Annotated in this window: 17 protein-coding genes and 2 pseudogenes; 10 read left to right on the plus strand and 9 right to left on the minus strand. The window is 61.2% G+C overall.

All coding sequences use genetic code 11. The features are described 5' to 3' along the window. Nucleotides 1-127: 127 nt before the first annotated feature. The 4 genes from ACIPZ8_RS10475 to ACIPZ8_RS10490 all read left to right on the plus strand — a co-directional run bounded on the left by ACIPZ8_RS10475 (nt 128) and on the right by ACIPZ8_RS10490 (nt 2,096). A complete protein-coding gene (locus ACIPZ8_RS10475; protein WP_400722343.1) occupies nt 128-688 on the plus strand; it encodes an antibiotic biosynthesis monooxygenase in 561 nt (186 codons plus the stop codon). Between the two features lie 75 nt (nt 689-763). Beyond that, nucleotides 764-1,456: a dihydromonapterin reductase gene (gene folM / locus ACIPZ8_RS10480; RefSeq protein ID WP_400722346.1), complete on the plus strand. Its 693-nt coding sequence runs from the start codon at nt 764-766 to the stop codon at nt 1,454-1,456. Nucleotides 1,457-1,465: 9 nt separating this feature from the next. Further along, the gene (locus tag ACIPZ8_RS10485) at nt 1,466-1,762 is read left to right on the plus strand and encodes a DUF1244 domain-containing protein (RefSeq protein ID WP_054884724.1); all 297 of its coding nucleotides are present in this window, start codon (nt 1,466-1,468) and stop codon (nt 1,760-1,762) included. Next, complete coding sequence (locus ACIPZ8_RS10490) at nt 1,755-2,096, plus strand: HopJ type III effector protein (RefSeq protein ID WP_400722349.1); 342 nt, start codon at nt 1,755-1,757, stop codon at nt 2,094-2,096. The genes ACIPZ8_RS10485 and ACIPZ8_RS10490 overlap by 8 nt, the downstream gene beginning before the upstream one ends. Nucleotides 2,097-2,128: 32 nt before the next feature. Here the strand turns inward: ACIPZ8_RS10490 and ACIPZ8_RS10495 are convergent, their stop codons facing one another. Further along, a complete protein-coding gene (locus tag ACIPZ8_RS10495) occupies nt 2,129-3,037 on the minus strand; it encodes an alpha/beta fold hydrolase (protein WP_400722352.1) in 909 nt (302 codons plus the stop codon). 77 nt (nt 3,038-3,114) lie between these two features. After that, nucleotides 3,115-4,326, minus strand: a complete 1,212-nt coding sequence (fabV, locus tag ACIPZ8_RS10500; RefSeq protein WP_085674987.1) for an enoyl-ACP reductase FabV — start codon at nt 4,324-4,326, stop codon at nt 3,115-3,117. 282 nt (nt 4,327-4,608) lie between these two features. Between fabV and ACIPZ8_RS10505 the strand changes: the two genes are divergently transcribed. Beyond that, nucleotides 4,609-5,415 carry a pentapeptide repeat-containing protein gene (locus ACIPZ8_RS10505; RefSeq protein WP_400722355.1) on the plus strand — a complete coding sequence of 269 codons (807 nt, stop codon included), beginning with the start codon at nt 4,609-4,611 and terminating at the stop codon, nt 5,413-5,415. 163 nt (nt 5,416-5,578) lie between these two features. On the opposite strand, the pseudogene ACIPZ8_RS10510 reads toward ACIPZ8_RS10505, so the two are convergent. Together ACIPZ8_RS10510 and ACIPZ8_RS10515 are read right to left on the minus strand one after the other, a co-directional pair. Next, nucleotides 5,579-6,076: pseudogene (locus ACIPZ8_RS10510) on the minus strand (cytochrome b/b6 domain-containing protein). Continuing rightward, nucleotides 6,027-6,311 carry a PepSY domain-containing protein gene (locus ACIPZ8_RS10515; protein ID WP_400722358.1) on the minus strand — a complete coding sequence of 95 codons (285 nt, stop codon included), beginning with the start codon at nt 6,309-6,311 and terminating at the stop codon, nt 6,027-6,029. Before ACIPZ8_RS10515 ends, ACIPZ8_RS10510 begins: the two are co-directional and overlap by 50 nt. 156 nt (nt 6,312-6,467) lie before the next feature. Between ACIPZ8_RS10515 and ACIPZ8_RS10520 the strand changes: the two genes are divergently transcribed. After that, nucleotides 6,468-7,646 (plus strand): acetyl-CoA C-acetyltransferase, encoded by a 1,179-nt coding sequence (locus ACIPZ8_RS10520; RefSeq protein WP_400722361.1) that lies wholly within the window; start codon nt 6,468-6,470, stop codon nt 7,644-7,646. On the opposite strand, the gene ACIPZ8_RS10525 is transcribed toward ACIPZ8_RS10520, so the two are convergent. Then, nucleotides 7,647-8,456 (minus strand): 5-methyltetrahydropteroyltriglutamate--homocysteine methyltransferase, encoded by an 810-nt coding sequence (locus ACIPZ8_RS10525; RefSeq protein ID WP_400722364.1) that lies wholly within the window; start codon nt 8,454-8,456, stop codon nt 7,647-7,649. A gap of 229 nt (nt 8,457-8,685) precedes the next feature. Here ACIPZ8_RS10525 and ACIPZ8_RS10530 point away from each other — a divergent pair. Further along, a pseudogene (locus ACIPZ8_RS10530) lies at nt 8,686-10,173 on the plus strand (methylenetetrahydrofolate reductase C-terminal domain-containing protein). Here ACIPZ8_RS10530 and yjiA read toward each other — a convergent pair. The 3 genes from yjiA to ACIPZ8_RS10545 all read right to left on the minus strand — a co-directional run bounded on the left by yjiA (nt 10,133) and on the right by ACIPZ8_RS10545 (nt 13,466). After that, nucleotides 10,133-11,110 carry a GTPase gene (yjiA, locus tag ACIPZ8_RS10535; RefSeq protein WP_400722367.1) on the minus strand — a complete coding sequence of 326 codons (978 nt, stop codon included), beginning with the start codon at nt 11,108-11,110 and terminating at the stop codon, nt 10,133-10,135. The pseudogene ACIPZ8_RS10530 and the gene yjiA sit on opposite strands and share 41 nt — an antisense overlap. A 78-nt stretch (nt 11,111-11,188) precedes the next feature. Beyond that, the gene (locus ACIPZ8_RS10540; RefSeq protein WP_400722370.1) at nt 11,189-11,386 is read right to left on the minus strand and encodes a YbdD/YjiX family protein; all 198 of its coding nucleotides are present in this window, start codon (nt 11,384-11,386) and stop codon (nt 11,189-11,191) included. Between the two features lie 13 nt (nt 11,387-11,399). Further along, nucleotides 11,400-13,466: a carbon starvation CstA family protein gene (locus tag ACIPZ8_RS10545; RefSeq protein ID WP_027918411.1), complete on the minus strand. Its 2,067-nt coding sequence runs from the start codon at nt 13,464-13,466 to the stop codon at nt 11,400-11,402. A gap of 218 nt (nt 13,467-13,684) precedes the next feature. Here ACIPZ8_RS10545 and ACIPZ8_RS10550 point away from each other — a divergent pair, with 218 nt between their 5' ends. From ACIPZ8_RS10550 to ACIPZ8_RS10560, 3 genes are all read left to right on the plus strand, one after another. Further along, on the plus strand, nt 13,685-14,488 hold the full coding sequence (locus tag ACIPZ8_RS10550; protein WP_400722373.1) for a lytic polysaccharide monooxygenase auxiliary activity family 9 protein: 804 nt from the start codon (nt 13,685-13,687) through the stop codon (nt 14,486-14,488). A gap of 74 nt (nt 14,489-14,562) precedes the next feature. After that, a complete protein-coding gene (locus ACIPZ8_RS10555) occupies nt 14,563-14,928 on the plus strand; it encodes a PilZ domain-containing protein (protein ID WP_400722376.1) in 366 nt (121 codons plus the stop codon). A 263-nt stretch (nt 14,929-15,191) separates the two neighbouring features. After that, the gene (locus ACIPZ8_RS10560; RefSeq protein WP_400722379.1) at nt 15,192-16,709 is read left to right on the plus strand and encodes a nucleobase:cation symporter-2 family protein; all 1,518 of its coding nucleotides are present in this window, start codon (nt 15,192-15,194) and stop codon (nt 16,707-16,709) included. 60 nt (nt 16,710-16,769) lie between these two features. Here ACIPZ8_RS10560 and radA read toward each other — a convergent pair whose 3' ends face one another. Beyond that, nucleotides 16,770-18,137: a DNA repair protein RadA gene (gene radA / locus ACIPZ8_RS10565; RefSeq protein ID WP_060485566.1), complete on the minus strand. Its 1,368-nt coding sequence runs from the start codon at nt 18,135-18,137 to the stop codon at nt 16,770-16,772. Nucleotides 18,138-18,263 lie beyond the last annotated feature (126 nt).

Consider the following 18,263-nt stretch of genomic DNA (forward strand, 5'->3'; position numbering starts at 1 on the left):
AGGCGACAATGTCACCACGATGAAGCTTCGCGCCCGATTCTTGCATGCGCTTTGACGTTGCCCACCACCCCGGGCCACGCAGCCAAGGGGCCAGCTACCCGCCAGCCCCGTCGCCAGGAGATACACGATGTCTACCCCACCCGTCACCTTGATGGTGTCGCGCCGCGCCGCCCATGGCCGCTACCAGGACCTGCTGGCCTGGCTGCACGAAGGCGAGCAGCTGGCTACCGACTTCCCCGGCTACCTCGGTTCGGGCATCCTCGCTCCGCCCCGCGACAACGACGAATTTCAGATCATTTTCCGTTTCAGCGACGAGCCTACCCTGCACGCCTGGGAGCACTCCGCCTCGCGCCGGGCCTGGCTGGCTCGCGGTAACGGCTTGTTCGAACGCCCCAAAGAGAGGCGTGTCAGCGGCATTGACGACTGGTTTGGCACCAACATGGTGCAAAAGCCGCCGCGCTGGAAGCAGGCCGTGGCCATCTGGCTGGCCTTCTTCCCGGTCTCGCTGCTGTTCAACGTCTTGTTCGGGCACTGGCTCGCGACGCTCGAACTGGTACCCCGGGTCTTGCTCAGCACGCTGGCCCTGACGCCGGTCATGGTCTACCTCTTCATCCCCCTGTCCACCCGCCTGCTGGCCAACTGGCTGCATGCCACGCCAGCAGCCAACCCGGCGCTGCGCAGCCGCTGAGGCGGGGTCATCAAGAGGGAACAGTTCGGGTATGCTGGGCGGCAACGACAGGACAGACAAGTTGACCGCCCGCACATGAACAGCCCTATTCTCGTCACCGGCGCCAGCCAGCGCGTCGGGCTGGCCCTGGCCCTTGAACTGGCTCAGGCCGGCCACACGGTGGTCAGTGCCAGCCGCAGCCTGCAGCCGCAGTCCGTGCACCCGAACATCGTGCATTTCCAGGCCGACCTCTGCGTCAAAGCCGACCGTGAAGCGCTGATCGACCACCTGCAGCGCAATTACGACGGTCTGCGCGCAATCATCCACAACGCCTCGCTGTGGCTCGACGACGACCTCGACAACCTCGAGACCATGTTCCGCCTGCACGTCGAAGCGCCGTACCACCTCAACCTGGCGCTCGGCGAGCTGCTCAACAAGGTCGACAAGGCCGACATCATCCACATCTGCGACGAAACCTCCTCGCGTGGCAGCAAAGGCCACATCGGCTACGCCGCGACCAAGGCCGCGCTGCAGAACATGGTGTTGTCGTTCGCCGAAAAATACGCGCCCAAGGTGCACGTCAACGGTATCCTGCCGGGCCTGCTGATCCTCAAGGAAGGCGGTGACGAGGCCTACCGCCAGCAAACCCTGAAAAAGGCCCTGCTGGAATTCGAACCCGGCGCCGGGCCCCTGATCGAGACGGTGAAATACCTGCTCGCCAGCCAGTACAGCACCGGCAGCCAGGTGGTCATCAACGGTGGCCGCCACCTGAAGAACCGCATGATCTGAGAGACTGCCATGACTGAGCAACAACAGCTCGAACTCGAAGCCGCCGCGTTCCGGCGCCTGGTCGAACACCTGCAAAAACGCACCGACGTGCAGAACATCGACCTGATGAACCTCTCCGGCTTCTGCCGCAACTGCCTGTCCAAGTGGTACAAGGCCGCCGCCGACGAGCGCCAGGTCGACATCAGCCTGGATGACGCCCGCGAAGCGGTGTACGGCATGCCCTACGCCGAGTGGAAAGCCCAATACCAGAAAGAAGCCAGCGCCGAGCAGCAAGCGGCGTTTGAACAAGGAAAACCTCGTGACTGATCTGAACACCCTGCGCACCAGCCTGGCCAGCGGCCAACACGCCTTTGCCGACACCCTGGCCTTCATCGCCGGCAACTACAGCTACCAGCCCCAGGCCTTCAACAACGGTGGCGTGGAGAATGCCGCCGGGCAGAACGAAGGCTCGTGCAAGACCCTGGGCCTGGCCCTGCTGGAAGGCCTGAGCGACCACGAAGCGCTGTTGGCCTTCGGCGAGCACTACCGTGACGTGCTGGCCACGCCTGAGGGCAGTGACCATGGCAATATCCGCGCACTGATCAAGCATGGGCTGGCTGGCGTGAAGTTCGCCGAGCTGCCTCTCTCGCGCAACGTTTGAGATTGCCGGGGCCGCTTTGCGGCCCCAGAATTTCAACTGATAGTCGTCCCTGGCACGCCATCTATCAGCCCGCCCTGCTTCAACCACTGCAACGCAATTGGCCACAGGCTCTCGCGAAAACGGTCATGGAAGAACGCGAAATGGCCAATCTCATCGACCGAGATATCCACAGGCGCAATCCGCAAATGCCGCCGCTGCGCCGCCGGCAGATATCCCAATAACCGCTCGGTCGCCGCCACGGTGCCAAACGGGTCATCCGTCAGGCTGATGGCCAGGGTCGCGGCCTTTACTTGAGCGAAGGGCAACGCTGCCAGGCCGCGCCCGCTCGGGCGCTGTTCGTAGCGTGGTGTGCGAGTCGTCCAGTCATGCACCACGCCGGCGGGCGTATCCTCAAGCCAGCCAAGGCGCTTACCGGGGAAATAGCCAAAGACACGGGTCAGCAACGGCATCACCACATGCCACTTGCCGAACAGCTGCCAGCGCTGATCGGCGGCATAGTCGCGCCAGTAGGCGAATTGCGCACCGACCATCACCACCCGCCGTACCTGCCCGGCCGACGGCGCCAGGCCCACGGCGCAACCACCAAAACTGTGGCCCACCACGTCCACCGGCTGACCGGGAAAATGCTCGGCGGCGTGCGCCAGCATGGCCTCGAAATCCAGCCGGCCCCAATCGCTCCACGAAGCCTGGAAGCCGCGCAGCGAGTGCGGGCGTGATTCGCCGATACCGCGGTAGTCGTAGGCCAGCACATCGCAGCCTTGGGCGAACAGGTAGTCGGCAAAACGCGCGTAATAGCGGCAGCGTACCGAAGTGGCCGCGTTGATGATCACCAGCGGACGCCGGGCGTCGGGATGAGCGTGACGCCAGCAGAAGCCGCCGAGGCTATAGCCGTCGGCCGCAGCCTGGCGAAAGGCAATGGCGGGTTGGGTGAGGCTGCTCATGGCGCACTTCCTGTTGTTGTGCGCCAAAACTAGCAAAAAAATGGGGGCCTGTATCGGCCCCCATCTTTTACATCGACTTACAGCTCGATGCAGTCGAACTTCACATCGGTCGCCACGTCTTCGTCATAGTTGACGTCAGCGCGCTCGAAGCCGAACAGGTTGAGGAACTGCTTCTTGTAACCGGCGTAGTCGGTCAGCTCGAACAGGTTCTCGGTGGTCACTTGCGGCCACATGGCCTTGCACGCGTCCTGTACGTCGTCGCGCAGCTCCCAGTCGTCCAGGCGCAGGCGGGCTTTCTCGTCCACTTCGGCCGGGGCGCCATCGGCACGGTACATGCGATCGCGGAACATGCGGTCCAGCTGGTCCTGGGTGCCTTCGTGCACACCCTTTTCCTGCATGATCTTGAAGACCATCGACAGGTACAGCGGCATCACCGGGATGGCCGAGCTGGCCTGGGTGACCACCGACTTCAGCACGGCCACGTTGGCGCCGCCCTTCACTTCGCCGGCCAGTTTCTTGTCCAGGCGCAGTGCGGTTTCGTCCAGGTCCTGCTTGGCCTGGCCCAGGGCGCCGTGCCAGTAGATCGGCCAGGTGATCTCGGTGCCGATGTAGCTGAAGGCCACGGTACGCGCGCCTTCGGCCAGCACGTCAGCACCCGCCAGGGCGTCGATCCACAGCTGCCAGTCCTGGCCGCCCATGACGGTGACGGTGTCGGCGATTTCCTGCTCGGTGGCCGGCTCGATGCTGGCCTCGATGATGGTGTCCTTGTTGGTGTCGATGGCGGTCGACTTGTACGGCTGGCCGATCGGCTTCAGTGCCGAACGGATCAGTTCACCGGTCTGCGGCAGCTTGCGCACAGGGGACGCCAGCGAGTAGATGACCAGGTCGACCTTGCCACCCATTTCGTTCTTGATCAGCTCGATGACCTTGGCGCGGGCTTCGTCGGAGAAGGCGTCACCATTGATCGACTTGCTGTACAGGCCCTCGGCCTTGGCGAACTTGTCGAAGGCGGCAGCGTTGTACCAGCCGGCGGTACCGGCCTTGGTCTCGGTACCTGGCTTTTCGAAGAACACGCCCAGGGTGTCGGCCTTGAAGCCGAAGGCCGCAGTGATGCGGGCTGCCAGGCCGTAGCCACTGGAAGCGCCGATGACCAGGACCTTCTTCGGGCCATCCTCGCGCACGCCCAGCTTGCGGGTGGCTTCGATCTGGTCACGGACGTTGAGCTCGCAGCCCTTCGGGTGAGTCGTGGTGCAGATGAAACCGCGAACCTTAGGATGAATGATGGCCAATGTCTGTACCTCGTCAGGTAGTTAGTGGTATGGGATGCCCTACGGGGCACCAGCGCCATGAGTTGAGGGTTAGACTACCTTCAACTCCTATTAGGCACATTTTACAAGCAGATCCTGCATCTGCATAACCGCAAGAGCAGCATCCCGTGATCCATCCCTAGTCAATGCACATTACAGAGGGAGTACTCACTTTTTTTATCTGATCAAAGGTGCCATGATCCGACACAGACAAACACCAACCCAGCCCCCAAACAAGATTTATAATCTAGAATCCTTTAGCACATGAAGAACACCTCAATTATTGCGCTACTTGCAACCATAATCGTAATAGCAATAACAGGATTTTGGCCATCAGTTTCAAGCACTGTATTACCTAATACCACGTGGGGTCTATATTCTAAAGATTTTTTCGAGAATGTATTGGTTGAAGCACACGGCACACTCATTGACCTGATCGTAGTGGGTCTTGTTTTATACTGGTTTGAGCAACGCAACACAAAAAAAGAAGAAATTACAAAAAATTTAGAGCTGCTCAAAGACTTAAGATTTTATCAGTCCGAAGGTGCACCCTATAAAACATTCGGCACAATAAGACGACTTTTAAGCTTAAACGAAACCTCACTAAACCTGTCAGAGTCAAACTTAAGCAAGCTGACTATAACATCATTCAACTTCACAAAATGCAGACTACATGCAACACTACTGATAGACACCACTCTGAAAAACGTTGAATTCTCTAACTGCTTATGTGACGGAATAATCCTAGCAGGAGCAACTTTGCAAAATACAACCTTTGCACAATGCTCATTGAGAAGAGCAAAATTTAACAATGCCAAACTAAACGGCATAGATTTCACGACCTGCGAAATTCAAGACGCAAACTTTACCAATTCAACGTTAAGAAGCTCAAACTTTAAAAATATTGACTGCCTAGGAGTGAATTTTTCCAACGCAGACTTGAGATCAGCAAATCTTATTGGCGTAAGAAATATTGATCTTCAATCACTGGAAAACGCCAAGAGCCTGAGAGGGGTAAAAACAGACAATTCAGATATTAAACGACTCATTGCGAGTCGCGTATGGCCATAATAACTGGGGAGGGAATCGAACCCTCCTCATTGATTGAGCGCTAAGCACTCCCTCACAGCACCAGCCAGTTGACCTACAGGCTAACACAAGGCACGACATGAACGCCACAGAGGCATTCATGTCATCGCATCTGCTGGAGATGGCATTAATCGCAAGACGTACATCACTGCCGGCAACGGCGGCCGGCCAGCATCGACATTGGCAGACCCTCATTCAAGCGCAGGCACTAGGCCAACGCTGCCAACAGGCACATCGGCGATGAAGCTATAGATTTCCAATGGCCAGTCTGCGCCCCCACAGCACGTCCGCTTCTACTAAGAATCCGCTCAGGCCATAGCAGCGAGCCAGGTCAGCATCAGCACCATCACCATCACCAGCGCGCCTATCATTGAATGGCCAAGGCGATCGAATGGCTTGCCTTGCAGCAAGGCGCGTGTGTGGGCAACCAGCCGGCCCAGCGCGCACTCTGCGGCCCGACGAAGCCCCACACCAGACGCAGCAACACGCAGCCAACGGCGTAGTAACCCAGCCAGCGGCGCCAGCCATCACCCTCTTCGTTGAAGAAGTAGTTGGCGAAGAACACCGTGGCGAACGACAGGTGGCGGCGGGAATCAGTAGCCCTCGACCTCGCTCTTGACCGCCTTGCCAGTGACCGGGTCATGGTAGATTTCGACTTTCTTGCCGTCCTTGTTGAAGCCGTAGATCTCGTAGCAGTTGCCTTTGGTGACCTTGAACTTGTTGATCTTGTAGCCCTGATCCTTGAGCTCGGCCTGAAATTTTTTCGGGTCTTGCCAGATGCTCTTGTCAACCATGGTGCATTGGGTGGCGGCGAACGTGGATCCGCTGGCAAGCAGCAGGGGCGAGAGTGAAAACAATACGCATGGAGAGAGTCTCATTCGGGTAAGAAGCGAGCCTGGTTCAGCTTAGCTCACACCCGGCAACGGCCCGATTGATTGGCTTTTCACATCAATCACAAAGAAAAACAAACTTAACAAATCAACCAAACCCGCCGATGCTGGCAGCACTACGCCCATTGCCCGGAGAACAACAACATGAACGACGTGGTCATCGTCGCCGCAACTCGCACCGCCATCGGCAGTTTCCAGGGGGCCCTTGCCAATGTGCCGGCCGTCGACCTCGGTGCAGCAGTGATCAAGCAGCTGCTGGAGCAGACCCGGCTGGACCCGGCCCAGGTCGATGAAGTGATCCTCGGCCAGGTGCTCACCGCCGGTGCCGGGCAGAACCCGGCGCGCCAGGCCGCGATCAAGGCAGGCCTGCCTTACAGCGTGCCGGCACTGACCCTGAACAAGGTCTGCGGCTCGGGCCTGAAGGCCCTGCACCTCGCGGCGCAGGCAATCCGTTGCGGTGACGCCGAGGTGGTAATCGCCGGTGGCCAGGAGAACATGAGCCTGGCCCCCTATGTGATGCCATCTGCGCGCACCGGCCAGCGCATGGGCCATGGCCAGCTGATCGACAGCATGATCAGCGACGGCCTGTGGGATGCCTTCAACGACTACCACATGGGCATCACTGCCGAGAACCTGGTGGACAAATACGGCCTCAGCCGCGAGCAGCAGGACGCCTTCGCCGCCGAGTCGCAGCGCAAGGCCGTGGCGGCGATCGAGGCGGGCCGCTTCAAGGACGAGATCACCCCGGTCGTGATGCCGCAGAAAAAGGGCGAGCCCAAGGTCTTCGACCGTGATGAACAGCCCCGTCCGGACACTACCGCAGAATCGCTGGCCAAGCTGCGCCCGGCCTTCAGGAAGGACGGCAGCGTCACCGCTGGCAATGCCTCCAGCCTCAACGACGGCGCCGCCGCGGTACTGCTGATGAGCGCCAGCAAGGCCCAGGCCCTGGGGCTGCCGGTGCTGGCGAAGATTACCGGTTATGCCAGCGCGGGCGTGGACCCGGCGATCATGGGCATCGGCCCGGTGTCGGCGACCCAGCGCTGCCTGGACAAGGCTGGTTGGAAGCTGGCTGACCTTGACCTGATCGAAGCCAACGAGGCCTTTGCCGCGCAGGCACTGGCAGTGGGCAAGGCGCTGGAGTGGGATGCGAGCAAGGTCAACGTCAACGGCGGGGCGATTGCCCTGGGGCATCCGATTGGTGCGTCCGGCTGCCGGGTGCTGGTGACCTTGCTGCATGAAATGATCAAGCGTGATGCCAAGAAAGGGCTGGCCACCTTGTGCATTGGGGGTGGCCAAGGGGTCGCACTGGTGATCGAGCGTTGATCAGGCCGTAGCGCGCAATTCGCGGGCAGCCGCGTCATTGACGCCACTGGCCAGCCGCGCGACGTCCTGGCACTTGTGCACGGCCTGCTCCACCGGGCTGTGCAGTAACGGGCAGGCTGTGGCCAGCCACAGCCGCTCACCCAGGCGGTCGTGGGCATCGCGCAGCAGAGCCAGGGTATTTTCCTGGTCGCATGGCGAGGCGTTACGGCCGTCGACCAGGCCGAGCGACAGCACCTTGTAGGCCGGTATGCGGTCGAGGACAGTCTGATACTGATCGGGGGCCTGCACCAGGTCGATGTGCAGGCCATCGACCGGCAGGTTGACGGCCAGGCCGAGGTTGCCTTCCAGGCCACCGGAGTAGGTGGCGATCAGCTTCTTCAGCGGTGCACGCTGAAGGATGTTGTAGACACGTTCGAAAGCGTTTTTCCAATCCTGCGGCAGTTCCTGGGCCAGGATCGGCTCATCGATCTGCACCCATTCGGCCCCCAGGGCAGCCAGGCGGTTCAAGCCCAGGTCATACAGCGGCAGCAGGTGTTCCAGCTCGTCGAGGTCAGCGTTGCCTTTGCTGGCCTGCCACAGGTAGGTCAAAGGGCCAATCACCACGGGTTTGACCACATGGCCCAACGCCGTGGCTTCGGTCACTTCGTCGAACAGTTGCTGCCAGCATTGGGCAAACGGCTGATCGCACCAGGCAAAGTCGCCAACTGGCAGCAACTCGATGCCGGCGTCTTTCTGCACTTGCCAATGGCGGGCACGCAGCTCGCGATCACTGCCAAAGCGTGGAAAGCCCAGGTTGTGTGCCAGTGCCATGTCTTGTCCCTCAGAGTTCCGAAAAAGAGTACCGAAATGAATGAGGGCATTTTCCGACCGGCTAGCGCCTGAGACAAACTCATTAAATTTGAGATGAACTCAAGAAATGCTCATGATGCCGATGAATCTGAATGTCTTGTTCAGAGCAGCACCCTACGTATTCAGACATGAGCCCGACCGATAAGCTGCCGCACAATGCCAACCTGAATACGCCAGGTGCCCTCGAACCATGAGCCTGCTGAAAGCCGCGCTGCGCGAAAAACACTTCGTCTGCGTCATGGAATTCGTCCCCAAGCCCTCGGCGGAACGCTTCGCCGCGATGGAAGCGATCATGGCCCGCGGGCAGCTGTGCGGCTGGCCCATGACCGTCGCCATTGGCGACCGCGTGGGCAGCCCGCTGGACATGTCGCCACTGGACGCCCTCGCCTCGTTCAACACCCCGCTCCCCGCCCTGCCGCACTTCTCCGGCAAAGACCGCGAGCGCCATCATCTTTTGGCACAGCTGCAGCGCATGGACGCCGCTGGCCTCGATCAGTTGCTGCTGCTCACCGGCGACCGCCTGCCTGGGCACCAACCCGGTGAACGCCCGGTGCGCTACCTGGAGTCGGTCGCGGCCCTGCTGATTGCGCGCCAGGCCTGCCCGCACTGGTTGCTCGGGGCGGCATTGAACCCGTTCAAGTACCACGAGGAAGAAGGCGGCGCACAATACTTCAAGGCCGAGAAAAAACTCGCCGCCGGCGCCGACTTCCTTACGCTGCAACTGGGCTTCGATGCCAGCAAGCATCAGGAAGCCATCCGCTGGATGCAGCGCCAGGCCTCGCCGAAACCGATGCTGGCCTGCCTGATGAGCCTGACCCACGGCCGCGCAACGATGCTTGAGCAGGTGGCGGGGGTAACCGTCTCGCCTTCGATGCGCGACCTGCTTGAAGCCGAAAGCAAGGTGTCCAAGGCTTTCGCCCAGGCGCGCAGCGTCGACCGCCTGGCCTTGCAGATCATCGGTGTGAAGCTGATGGGATATGCAGGCGTGCACCTGTCGGGGATTCACGAACTCAAGTAGTTGCTGGCATTGGAAGAGCGCCTGGAACACTGGCAGGCGCAGATCCACTCACTGGAGCACTGGGCGCCCGCCTGGGCCGACAGCTGGCAGATGCCAGGCTTGCCCATCGTTGCGTTCCATCCGCCACAGGGCAACTGGCACCAGGGTGAATCGACCGTCAGCGCCTCAGGCAAGGAAAAAGTCCGTTATCACCTGCTGCACGGCGCCCATTCGCTGCTGTTCAGCCGCACCAACTGGCTCAGCAAGGCGTTCGGCTGGACCGTGCGCCAGCCACTGTGGGCAACCAAGCGTGGGGCCCGGGTGTTGCACGGGCTGGAACGGGCGGTCAAACGCCCGCTGATTGGCTGCGATACCTGCGGCCGCTGCCGCCTGGAAGACACCCTCTACACCTGCCCCGAAACCTGCCCCAAAGGCCTGGCCAACGGCCCTTGCGGGGGTACGGCGCTGAACCGCTGCGAGTTTGGCGACCGCGAGTGCATCCACAGCGTCAAGTACCGCACCGCCAAGGCCGTGCGGCAAACCGCCGTGCTCACTGAACGACTGATCCCGTGCATCGAGGTCGAGACACGCCACCGCAGCTCCTGGCCGCAGTGGTTCGAGGCTCAGCCGTCGCGCCAGCTCAACCCGCAGCCAGCGCCTCGAACCCAGCCCGAATCTTAGCTTCGGGCAGTTCATCGGCGATGAAAACCATCACGCTCTCACGGTTTTCGCCTGTCGCCCATTCGGCATCCCAGTCGAAGCCGTAGAGTTTGAGCACGCCCTGGAACACCAGGCGACGCTCCTCGCCGGCGATGTTCAGCACGCCCTTGTAGCGCAGCAACTGTTTGCCGTGCTCTTCCAGCAATTCGTTCATGAAGTCGCTGAGGCGGTTGATGTCCAGCGCGGTCTCGGTGCGCAGCACCAGGGTAGAAATCCGGTCCGGCGTGGCCGGCTTGAGCACCGGGCGCAGGCTTGGCTTGAGGTTGGCACCCAGGTCCGGGTTCAGGTTGAAACCGCGCACATCGAGCAGCTCGGCGAGGTCGATACGGCCATGTTCGACCGCACGGATGGCTGCGCGGCCATTGATCCGCGCCAGGCGTTCGCGCAGGGCCTCCACCGCAGCCGGTTCGACCAGGTCGGTCTTGCTCAGCAGCAGGCGATCGGCAAAACCGACCTGGGCCTGGGCGATGGTCTGGGTCAAGTGCACCTCAGCGTGGGCAGCATCGACCAGGGTAATGATGCCGTCGAGGATGTAGCGATCGCGCAGTTCTTCATCAATGAAAAAGGTCTGCGCCACGGGTGCCGGGTCGGCCAGGCCGGTGCATTCGATCACCAGGCGGTCGAAGGCGATCTCGCCAGCGTCCAGGCGCTCGAGCAGCAGGTACAGCGCACGGGTCAGGTCGCCATGGATGCTGCAGCACACGCAGCCGTTGGCCAGGGTCATGACCTGTACCGGCTCGTCGCCGAGCAACTGGCTGTCGATACCGGCCTCGCTGAACTCGTTCTCGATCACGGCGATCTTCAGGCCGTGTTCGGCCTTGAGCATGTGCTTGAGCAGCGTGGTCTTGCCGGCACCGAGGAAGCCGGTAAGGACAGTAACGGGAATTGGCGTCTGCACGCAGAAATCTCCTGAAGCTGAAAATGATTGTGGGAGGCCGGTTGCCCGGCCTCCCACAGGTTCACGCATGTTGCAGGTTCAACAGCACTTGGGCCCGGACTTGCCACCGTAACGTGCTTCCTGGCGTTCGCGGAAAAATTCCTCGTACGTCATCACCGGCTGGTCCGGGTGCTTGTTGCGCATGTGCTCGACATAGTTGTCGTAGTCGGGCATGCCGACCATCAGGCGGGCTGCCTGCCCCAGGTATTTACCCAGTCGACCCAGGTCGTTGAACATCACTGCAGTCCTCTCAAGCGTCAGGCAGGGCCTGGAACGGGGTTTCCTTGTCGGTGCGTTCTTTGCGGCCGAGGGCGGCGTAGCCGACCTTGAGGGCGAAGAACAGCACACTGAACACCACCAGCAGGAACAGAATGGTCAGGCCGGCGTTGGTGTAGGCGTTGAAGATCACGTGCTGCATCTGATTGATGTCCTTGGCCGGAGCCAGGACCTGACCGGCGTCCAGCGCGGTGCTGTACTTCTTGGCCAGGGCCAGGAAGCCGACGGCCGGGTTCGGGTCGAACAGCTTGATCAGGCCCGCCGCAGTGGTGCAGATCAGCAACCAGGCAGCCGGCAGCAGGGTGACCCAGATGTAGCGCTCGCGCTTCATCTTGATCAGCACCACGGTGCCGAGCATCAGGGCGATACCGGCCAGCATCTGGTTGGAGATACCGAACAGTGGCCACAGGGTGTTGATGCCACCCAGCGGGTCGATCACGCCCTGGTACAGCAAGTAGCCCCACAGCGCCACGCAGCCAGCGGTGCCGATCAGGTTGGCAGTCCACGACTCGGTGCGCTTGAGGGCCGGCACGAAGCTGCCCAGCAAGTCCTGCAGCATGAAGCGACCGGCACGGGTACCGGCGTCCACCGCAGTGAGGATGAACAGTGCCTCGAACAGGATCGCGAAGTGGTACCAGAAGGCCATGGTGTTTTCACCCGGCAGCACCTGGTGCAGGATCTGCGCGATACCCACCGCCAGGGTCGGTGCACCACCGGCACGGGCGAGTACGGTGTGCTCGCCGATGTCGCGAGCCACCGCTTCGAGCTGCTCAGGGGTGATCATGAAGCCCCAACTGCTGACCGTTTGCGCCACCGAAGCGACGTCGGCACCCACCACGGCGGCCGGGCTGTTCATGGCGAAGTACACGCCCGGCTCGATCACCGAAGCGGCGACCATGGCCATGATGGCGACGAACGATTCCATCAGCATGCCGCCATAGCCGATGTATCGGGCGTTGGCTTCGTTGTCCAGCAGCTTCGGCGTGGTCCCCGAGGAGATCAGCGCATGGAAGCCGGATACCGCGCCGCAGGCGATGGTGATGAACAGGAACGGGAACAGGGTGCCCTTCCACACCGGGCCGGTGCCGTCGGTAAACTGGGTCAGCGCCGGCATTTTCAGCTCGGGCATGGTCACCAGGATGCCGATCGCCAGGGCGATGATGGTGCCGATCTTGAGGAAGGTCGACAGGTAGTCACGCGGCGCCAGTACCAGCCAGACCGGCAACACGGCAGCGACGAAACCGTACCCCACCAGCATCCAGGTGATCTGCACACCGGTGAAGGTGAATGCCGGGCCCCAGACCGGATCAGCTGCAATCTGGCCCCCCAGCCAGATCGATGCCAGCAGCAATACCACGCCGACCACCGAGATCTCACCGATGCGGCCCGGGCGGATGTAGCGCATGTAGATGCCCATGAACATCGCGATCGGGATGGTCGCCATCACCGTGAACATGCCCCATGGGCTTTCGGCCAGGGCCTTGACCACGATCAGCGCCAGCACCGCGAGGATGATGATCATGATCAGGAAGCAGCCGAACAGGGCGATGGTCCCCGGAATGCGGCCCATCTCCTCGCGCACCATGTCGCCCAGCGAGCGGCCGTTGCGGCGAGTGGAGAGGAACAGGACCATGAAGTCCTGCACCGCACCGGCCAGCACCACGCCGGCGATCAGCCACAGCGTGCCAGGCAGGTAGCCCATTTGCGCCGCGAGTACCGGGCCGACCAAGGGGCCGGCGCCAGCGATGGCGGCAAAGTGGTGACCGAAGAGGATGTGCTTGTTGGTCGGAACGTAGTCCAGACCGTCGTTGTTGAGCACCGCTGGGGTGGCTCGGCGAGGGTCGAGTTGCATCACCTTGGTGGCGATGAACAGGCTGTAGTAACGGTAGGCGACCAGGTAGATGGCCACCGCGGCGACCACGATCCACAAGGCATTGATCGCCTCGCCGCGACGCAGGGCGACGACACCCAACGCGCAGGCCCCTATGACCGCCAGCGCCAGCCACGGGATGTGGCGTAGCAGGCTGTTATTGTTGTTCATGGCATGCTTCCAGCTAAGTGGTTGGAATAGACAGCCTCTTGAGTCTAGGGCCTGCTTGGCAGCTTTACCATATGCAATTGTGATCGGTGCTCTGCGGCAAATGGCGCACTAGAGCGGCAAAAGTAAATCTCGCGATGTTGACCTGACATTTTTGCCAGTTGTCAGCTTTTACAGGCTGGTACATTTTCATCACTCATTAACTCGTCAGGGATGTCACCATGAAAATGTTTCTGCAAACCAGCCTTGCTTGCCTGATTGCCGCTGCAAGCCTGCAGGTCAATGCCGCTCCATCTCAACCAAGGCATGGCGCAATGGAGGTACCCGTTGCCCGGCAGTATGCCTGCTACAACGCCCAGGACTACTACTGGCCTGAGGATGGTTCAGGCATCAAGAGCGAGGGCTGTCGCGCGGCCTATCAACATGTATTCAAGAAATATGACAATGATGCTCAGCAGGCTGTCTATCAGTTCAACCAGTGGCATGAAGTTTCGAAGAACGTGACTGACTACAACAACATGGCTGCCGTGAAAGCAGCGATTCCTGACGGGCAGCTTTGCTCGGCGGGCAATGATCCCGATAAGTCCGACGCCACTAAATTGCTGAAGAGCATCAACAACCTGGCTGAAAAATCAAATTCCGGCAGTATCGGTGTCACAGCCTTGGTGAACGACAAGAGTGGCCTTGATCAACGTGCCGACTGGGCAGCCCAAATACTCAAGAAAGGTGCCGACAACAAAGCAGATTTCCGCTTCAAGATCATGGCACCACACAATCCAAGTTTCTGGCAGATTTATGTCTCCAAACCGGACTACGATCCGAAGCAACGTCCACTGAAATGGGACGATCTTGAACTCGTTCAGGAGATTGGCGACGTTCAACCTGTCAACGGCTACTACGAGATGAAGGTTGACCTCAAGGAAAATACCGGCCGCCGTGTCATCTACACCCGTTGGCAACGGGAAGACGCCGCAGGCGAAGGCTTCTACAACTGCAGCGATGTAAACATCGTTTCCAGCAAGTAGGTTCCTGTCACCGCTCCTCCGGCAGAGTTGGCCATGCCTGGTCTATAGTCAGTGCAACTGACGAGGGGCCTGCCATGACCACTTCTGCCGACGACCGCCGCCGTTTCCAGCGCATCGATTTCGACGCCCCCACCGAGCTGCGCCAAGGTGATCGCCGGTGGCCGGTGAAGCTGCTGGACCTGTCGCTCAAGGGCCTGCTGGTCGAGTGCCCCTCCCCCTGGGACGCCGACCTGACCCAGGACTTCGATGCGATCATCCACCTCGACCACAATGTCCGTGTGCAGATGCAAGTGGAGCTGCGCCATGAAGAAGCCACACGCCTGGGCTTCATCTGCCTGTACATCGACGTCGAATCGATGACCCACCTGCACCGTCTTGTGGAACTGAACGTGGCCGACAGCACCGAAATGATGCGCGAACTGCGCGAACTCATCGAATAATGCAATCTCTTAGCTAGCTAACAGCATTCCCACCCTCTGTTTCTTGTCTACCCAGACAGCTTTATGCCTGGGTAGCAACGCTTTGTACACACCCCTCTAGCTCAGCTTCTGTCGACTTGGTACGCGATCTGCATTGGCGTCTTGCACACATTGCAAGGCCAGCTGTTCGCGCTCCAATCAAAAACTTGTATACAATTTATGTAGCAATCTTTTGTAGGAAATGTCTACAGTAGTGCCACAACAATAAACAGAGAGCCTGCTCCATGACTACGTCCCCTAGCACGTCTCCCGCCCAGCGCCCCGAGGACGAAAACCTCGGTCTGGGTGCCAACCTGGCCTATGGTCTGCAGCACGTGCTGACCATGTATGGCGGGATCGTCGCGGTACCCCTGATCCTGGGCCAGGCAGCCGGCCTCAACGGTGCCGAGATCGGCATGCTGATTGCCGCTTCGCTGTTTGCCGGTGGCCTGGCGACCTTGCTGCAGACGCTGGGCATCCCGTTCTTCGGTTGCCAGTTGCCGCTGGTACAGGGCGTATCGTTCGCCGGCGTGGCGACCATGGGCGCCATCCTCAGCAGCGAAGGCGGTGGAGGCCTGCCGGGTGTGCTCGGCGCGGTCATGGCAGCGTCGGTGATCGGCTTCCTGATCACCCCGGTGTTCTCACGCATCACCAAGTTCTTCCCGCCGCTGGTGACCGGCATCGTCATCACCACCATCGGCCTGACCCTGATGCCGGTCGCCGCGCGCTGGGTAATGGGCGGCAACAGCGCTTCGCCGGAGTTCGGCAGCGTGGCCAACATCGGCCTCGCCGCACTGACCTTCGCCATCGTGCTGGTGCTGAGCAAGCTGGGCAGCGCGACCATCTCGCGCCTGTCGATCCTGCTGGCCATGGTGGTCGGTACGCTGATCGCCTGGGCGTTGGGCATGACCGACTTCAGCAAGGTCAGCCAAGGCCCGATGTTCGCCTTCCCCACCCCGTTCCATTTCGGCATGCCGGAATTCCACATCGCCGCGATCCTGTCGATGTGCATCGTGATCATGGTGACCCTGGTGGAAACCTCGGCGGACATCCTCGCCGTAGGTGAGATCATCGACACCAAGGTCGACTCCAAGCGCCTGGGCAACGGCCTGCGCGCCGACATGGCGTCGAGCATCCTGGCGCCGATCTTCGGTTCGTTCACCCAGAGCGCCTTTGCCCAGAACGTCGGCCTGGTGGCCGTGACCGGGGTCAAGAGCCGCTACGTGGTGGCCACCGGTGGCGTGATCCTGGTGGTGCTCGGCCTGCTGCCGGTGATGGGCCGGGTGATTGCCGCCGTACCGACCCCGGTACTGGGTGGCGCGGGCATCGTGCTGTTCGGCACCGTGGCCGCCAGCGGTATCCGCACCTTGTCGAAGGTCAATTACAAGAACAACGTCAACCTGATCATCGTCGCGGCCTCGCTGGGCTTCGGCATGATCCCGATCGCCGCGCCGACCTTCTACCACAACTTCCCGAACTGGTTCGAGACCATCTTCCACTCGGGCATCAGCTCGGCAGCAATCATGGCCATCCTGCTGAACCTGCTCTTCAACCACTTCAAGACGGGCAACTCGGAGAACCAGTCGGTATTCGCCGCGGCCTACGAACGCACCATCCAGTACTCGGACATCTCGTGCCTGCGTGATGGCGACTTCTTCAAGGATGGCAAGCTGTTCGATGCCGATGGCAACGAAGTGCCGGTGATGGAGCTGGACGAGCACGGCAACCAGGCGCCCAGGCGCAGTGCGGTTGCCGAACATTGACCACTGACTGAGTGGTGACGTGGGGGGAGCCGATGCGCATCGTCGGCTCCCCTTTTTCGTTTATTCGAACAATGCATCCAGGGCCTGTTCCAGCCGGGTCACGGCAATCACCTGCAACCCCGCAGGCGGCTCCTTCGGCGCATTGCCCTTGGGCACGATGGCGCGCTTGAAGCCATGCTTGGCCGCCTCTTTCAGGCGCTCCTGGCCACTGGGCACTGGCCGCACTTCGCCCGACAAGCCGATCTCGCCGAACACCAGCAGCCCATGGGCCAGCGGCCGGTTGCGCAGGCTGGACATCACCGCTGCCAGCAACGCCAGGTCCGACGCTGTCTCCAGCACCTTTACCCCGCCGACCACGTTGAGGAACACGTCCTGGTCATGGGTGGGAATGCCACCATGCCGGTGCAGTACCGCCAGCAACATGGCCAGGCGGTTCTGATCCAGGCCCAGGGTGACCCGCCGCGGATTCGCCAGGTGGCTGTCATCGACCAGCGCCTGCACTTCGACCAGCATCGGCCGGGTGCCTTCCCAGGTGGCCATGACCACACTGCCGGGCACTTCTTCCTGGGTGCGGTTGAGGAAGATCGCGGACGGGTTGGATACCTCTTTCAGGCCGCGGTCGGTCATGCCGAACACGCCCAGTTCATTGACCGCGCCGAAGCGGTTCTTTACAGCCCGCAACAGACGCAGCCGGCCGTCGGACTCGCCCTCGAAATACAGCACGGTATCGACCATGTGCTCCAGTACCCGCGGCCCGGCCAACGAACCTTCCTTGGTGACGTGGCCGACCAGGAAGATCGCCGTGCCACTCTGCTTGGCATATCGCACCAGCAGGGCCGTGCTCTCGCGCACCTGGGCCACGCCGCCAGGGGCGGACTGCAACTGCTCGGTGAAGATGGTCTGGATCGAGTCGATCACCATGACCCGCGGTTTTTCCACCCGCGCGGTGGCGATGATGGTTTCGATGCAGGTCTCGGTCATCACCTTGAGCTGGTCCTGGGGCAGGCCCAGGCGCCGCGAGCGCATGGCCACCTGTTGCTGCGACTCTTCGCCGGTGACGTACAACGCCGGCAGGCCCACGGCGATGTTGCACAAGGTCTGCAGCAGGATGGTCGACTTGCCGATCCCCGGATCACCGCCGATCAGCACCACCGAGCCATCGACCAGACCACCGCCAAGCACGCGGTCGAGTTCGGTGCTGCTGGTGGTGAAGCGGGGGATCTCTTCGACGCTGACTTCGGCCAGGGTCTTGATCTGCGCCTGCTGCCCGGTCCAGCCGGCACGGCCGCTGGGGGCCGCCGCGCCGCCGCTTTCGATCATGGTTTCGACCAGGGTGTTCCAGGCCCCGCAGTCGGCGCACTGGCCGGCCCATTTGGGGAAGGTCGCGCCGCACTCGGTGCAGCCATACAAGCGCTTGGCCTTGGCCATGGGCAGGGTCTCCTGGAAAAAACCGCCATGATAGCCGAGGCCGACGTGTCTCGAACCGCTCGAGATGCGACAAAACTATTCGTTCTAACCGCAGTCACTATCCCCGAAGCCAACGCATGAAGCGTT

This window comes from Pseudomonas sp. NPDC089422, assembly GCF_044749405.1.
In the GTDB taxonomy this organism is placed as follows: Bacteria; Pseudomonadota; Gammaproteobacteria; order Pseudomonadales; family Pseudomonadaceae; genus Aquipseudomonas.

What these genes read in the sequence shown, in the direction of transcription:
- folM (WP_400722346.1), top strand. Translation starts at nt 764, where the DNA reads ATGAACAGCCCTATTCTCGTCACCGGCGCCAGCCAGCGCGTCGGGCTG.
- radA (WP_060485566.1), bottom strand. Translation starts at nt 18,137, where the DNA reads ATGGCCAAGGCCAAGCGCTTGTATGGCTGCACCGAGTGCGGCGCGACC.
- ACIPZ8_RS10540 (WP_400722370.1), bottom strand. Translation starts at nt 11,386, where the DNA reads ATGTTCAACGACCTGGGTCGACTGGGTAAATACCTGGGGCAGGCAGCC.
- ACIPZ8_RS10555 (WP_400722376.1), top strand. Translation starts at nt 14,563, where the DNA reads ATGACCACTTCTGCCGACGACCGCCGCCGTTTCCAGCGCATCGATTTC.
- ACIPZ8_RS10520 (WP_400722361.1), top strand. Translation starts at nt 6,468, where the DNA reads ATGAACGACGTGGTCATCGTCGCCGCAACTCGCACCGCCATCGGCAGT.
- ACIPZ8_RS10475 (WP_400722343.1), top strand. Translation starts at nt 128, where the DNA reads ATGTCTACCCCACCCGTCACCTTGATGGTGTCGCGCCGCGCCGCCCAT.
- ACIPZ8_RS10505 (WP_400722355.1), top strand. Translation starts at nt 4,609, where the DNA reads ATGAAGAACACCTCAATTATTGCGCTACTTGCAACCATAATCGTAATA.
- ACIPZ8_RS10485 (WP_054884724.1), top strand. Translation starts at nt 1,466, where the DNA reads ATGACTGAGCAACAACAGCTCGAACTCGAAGCCGCCGCGTTCCGGCGC.
- ACIPZ8_RS10560 (WP_400722379.1), top strand. Translation starts at nt 15,192, where the DNA reads ATGACTACGTCCCCTAGCACGTCTCCCGCCCAGCGCCCCGAGGACGAA.
- ACIPZ8_RS10545 (WP_027918411.1), bottom strand. Translation starts at nt 13,466, where the DNA reads ATGAACAACAATAACAGCCTGCTACGCCACATCCCGTGGCTGGCGCTG.
- ACIPZ8_RS10515 (WP_400722358.1), bottom strand. Translation starts at nt 6,311, where the DNA reads ATGAGACTCTCTCCATGCGTATTGTTTTCACTCTCGCCCCTGCTGCTT.
- ACIPZ8_RS10525 (WP_400722364.1), bottom strand. Translation starts at nt 8,456, where the DNA reads ATGGCACTGGCACACAACCTGGGCTTTCCACGCTTTGGCAGTGATCGC.
- ACIPZ8_RS10550 (WP_400722373.1), top strand. Translation starts at nt 13,685, where the DNA reads ATGAAAATGTTTCTGCAAACCAGCCTTGCTTGCCTGATTGCCGCTGCA.
- ACIPZ8_RS10495 (WP_400722352.1), bottom strand. Translation starts at nt 3,037, where the DNA reads ATGAGCAGCCTCACCCAACCCGCCATTGCCTTTCGCCAGGCTGCGGCC.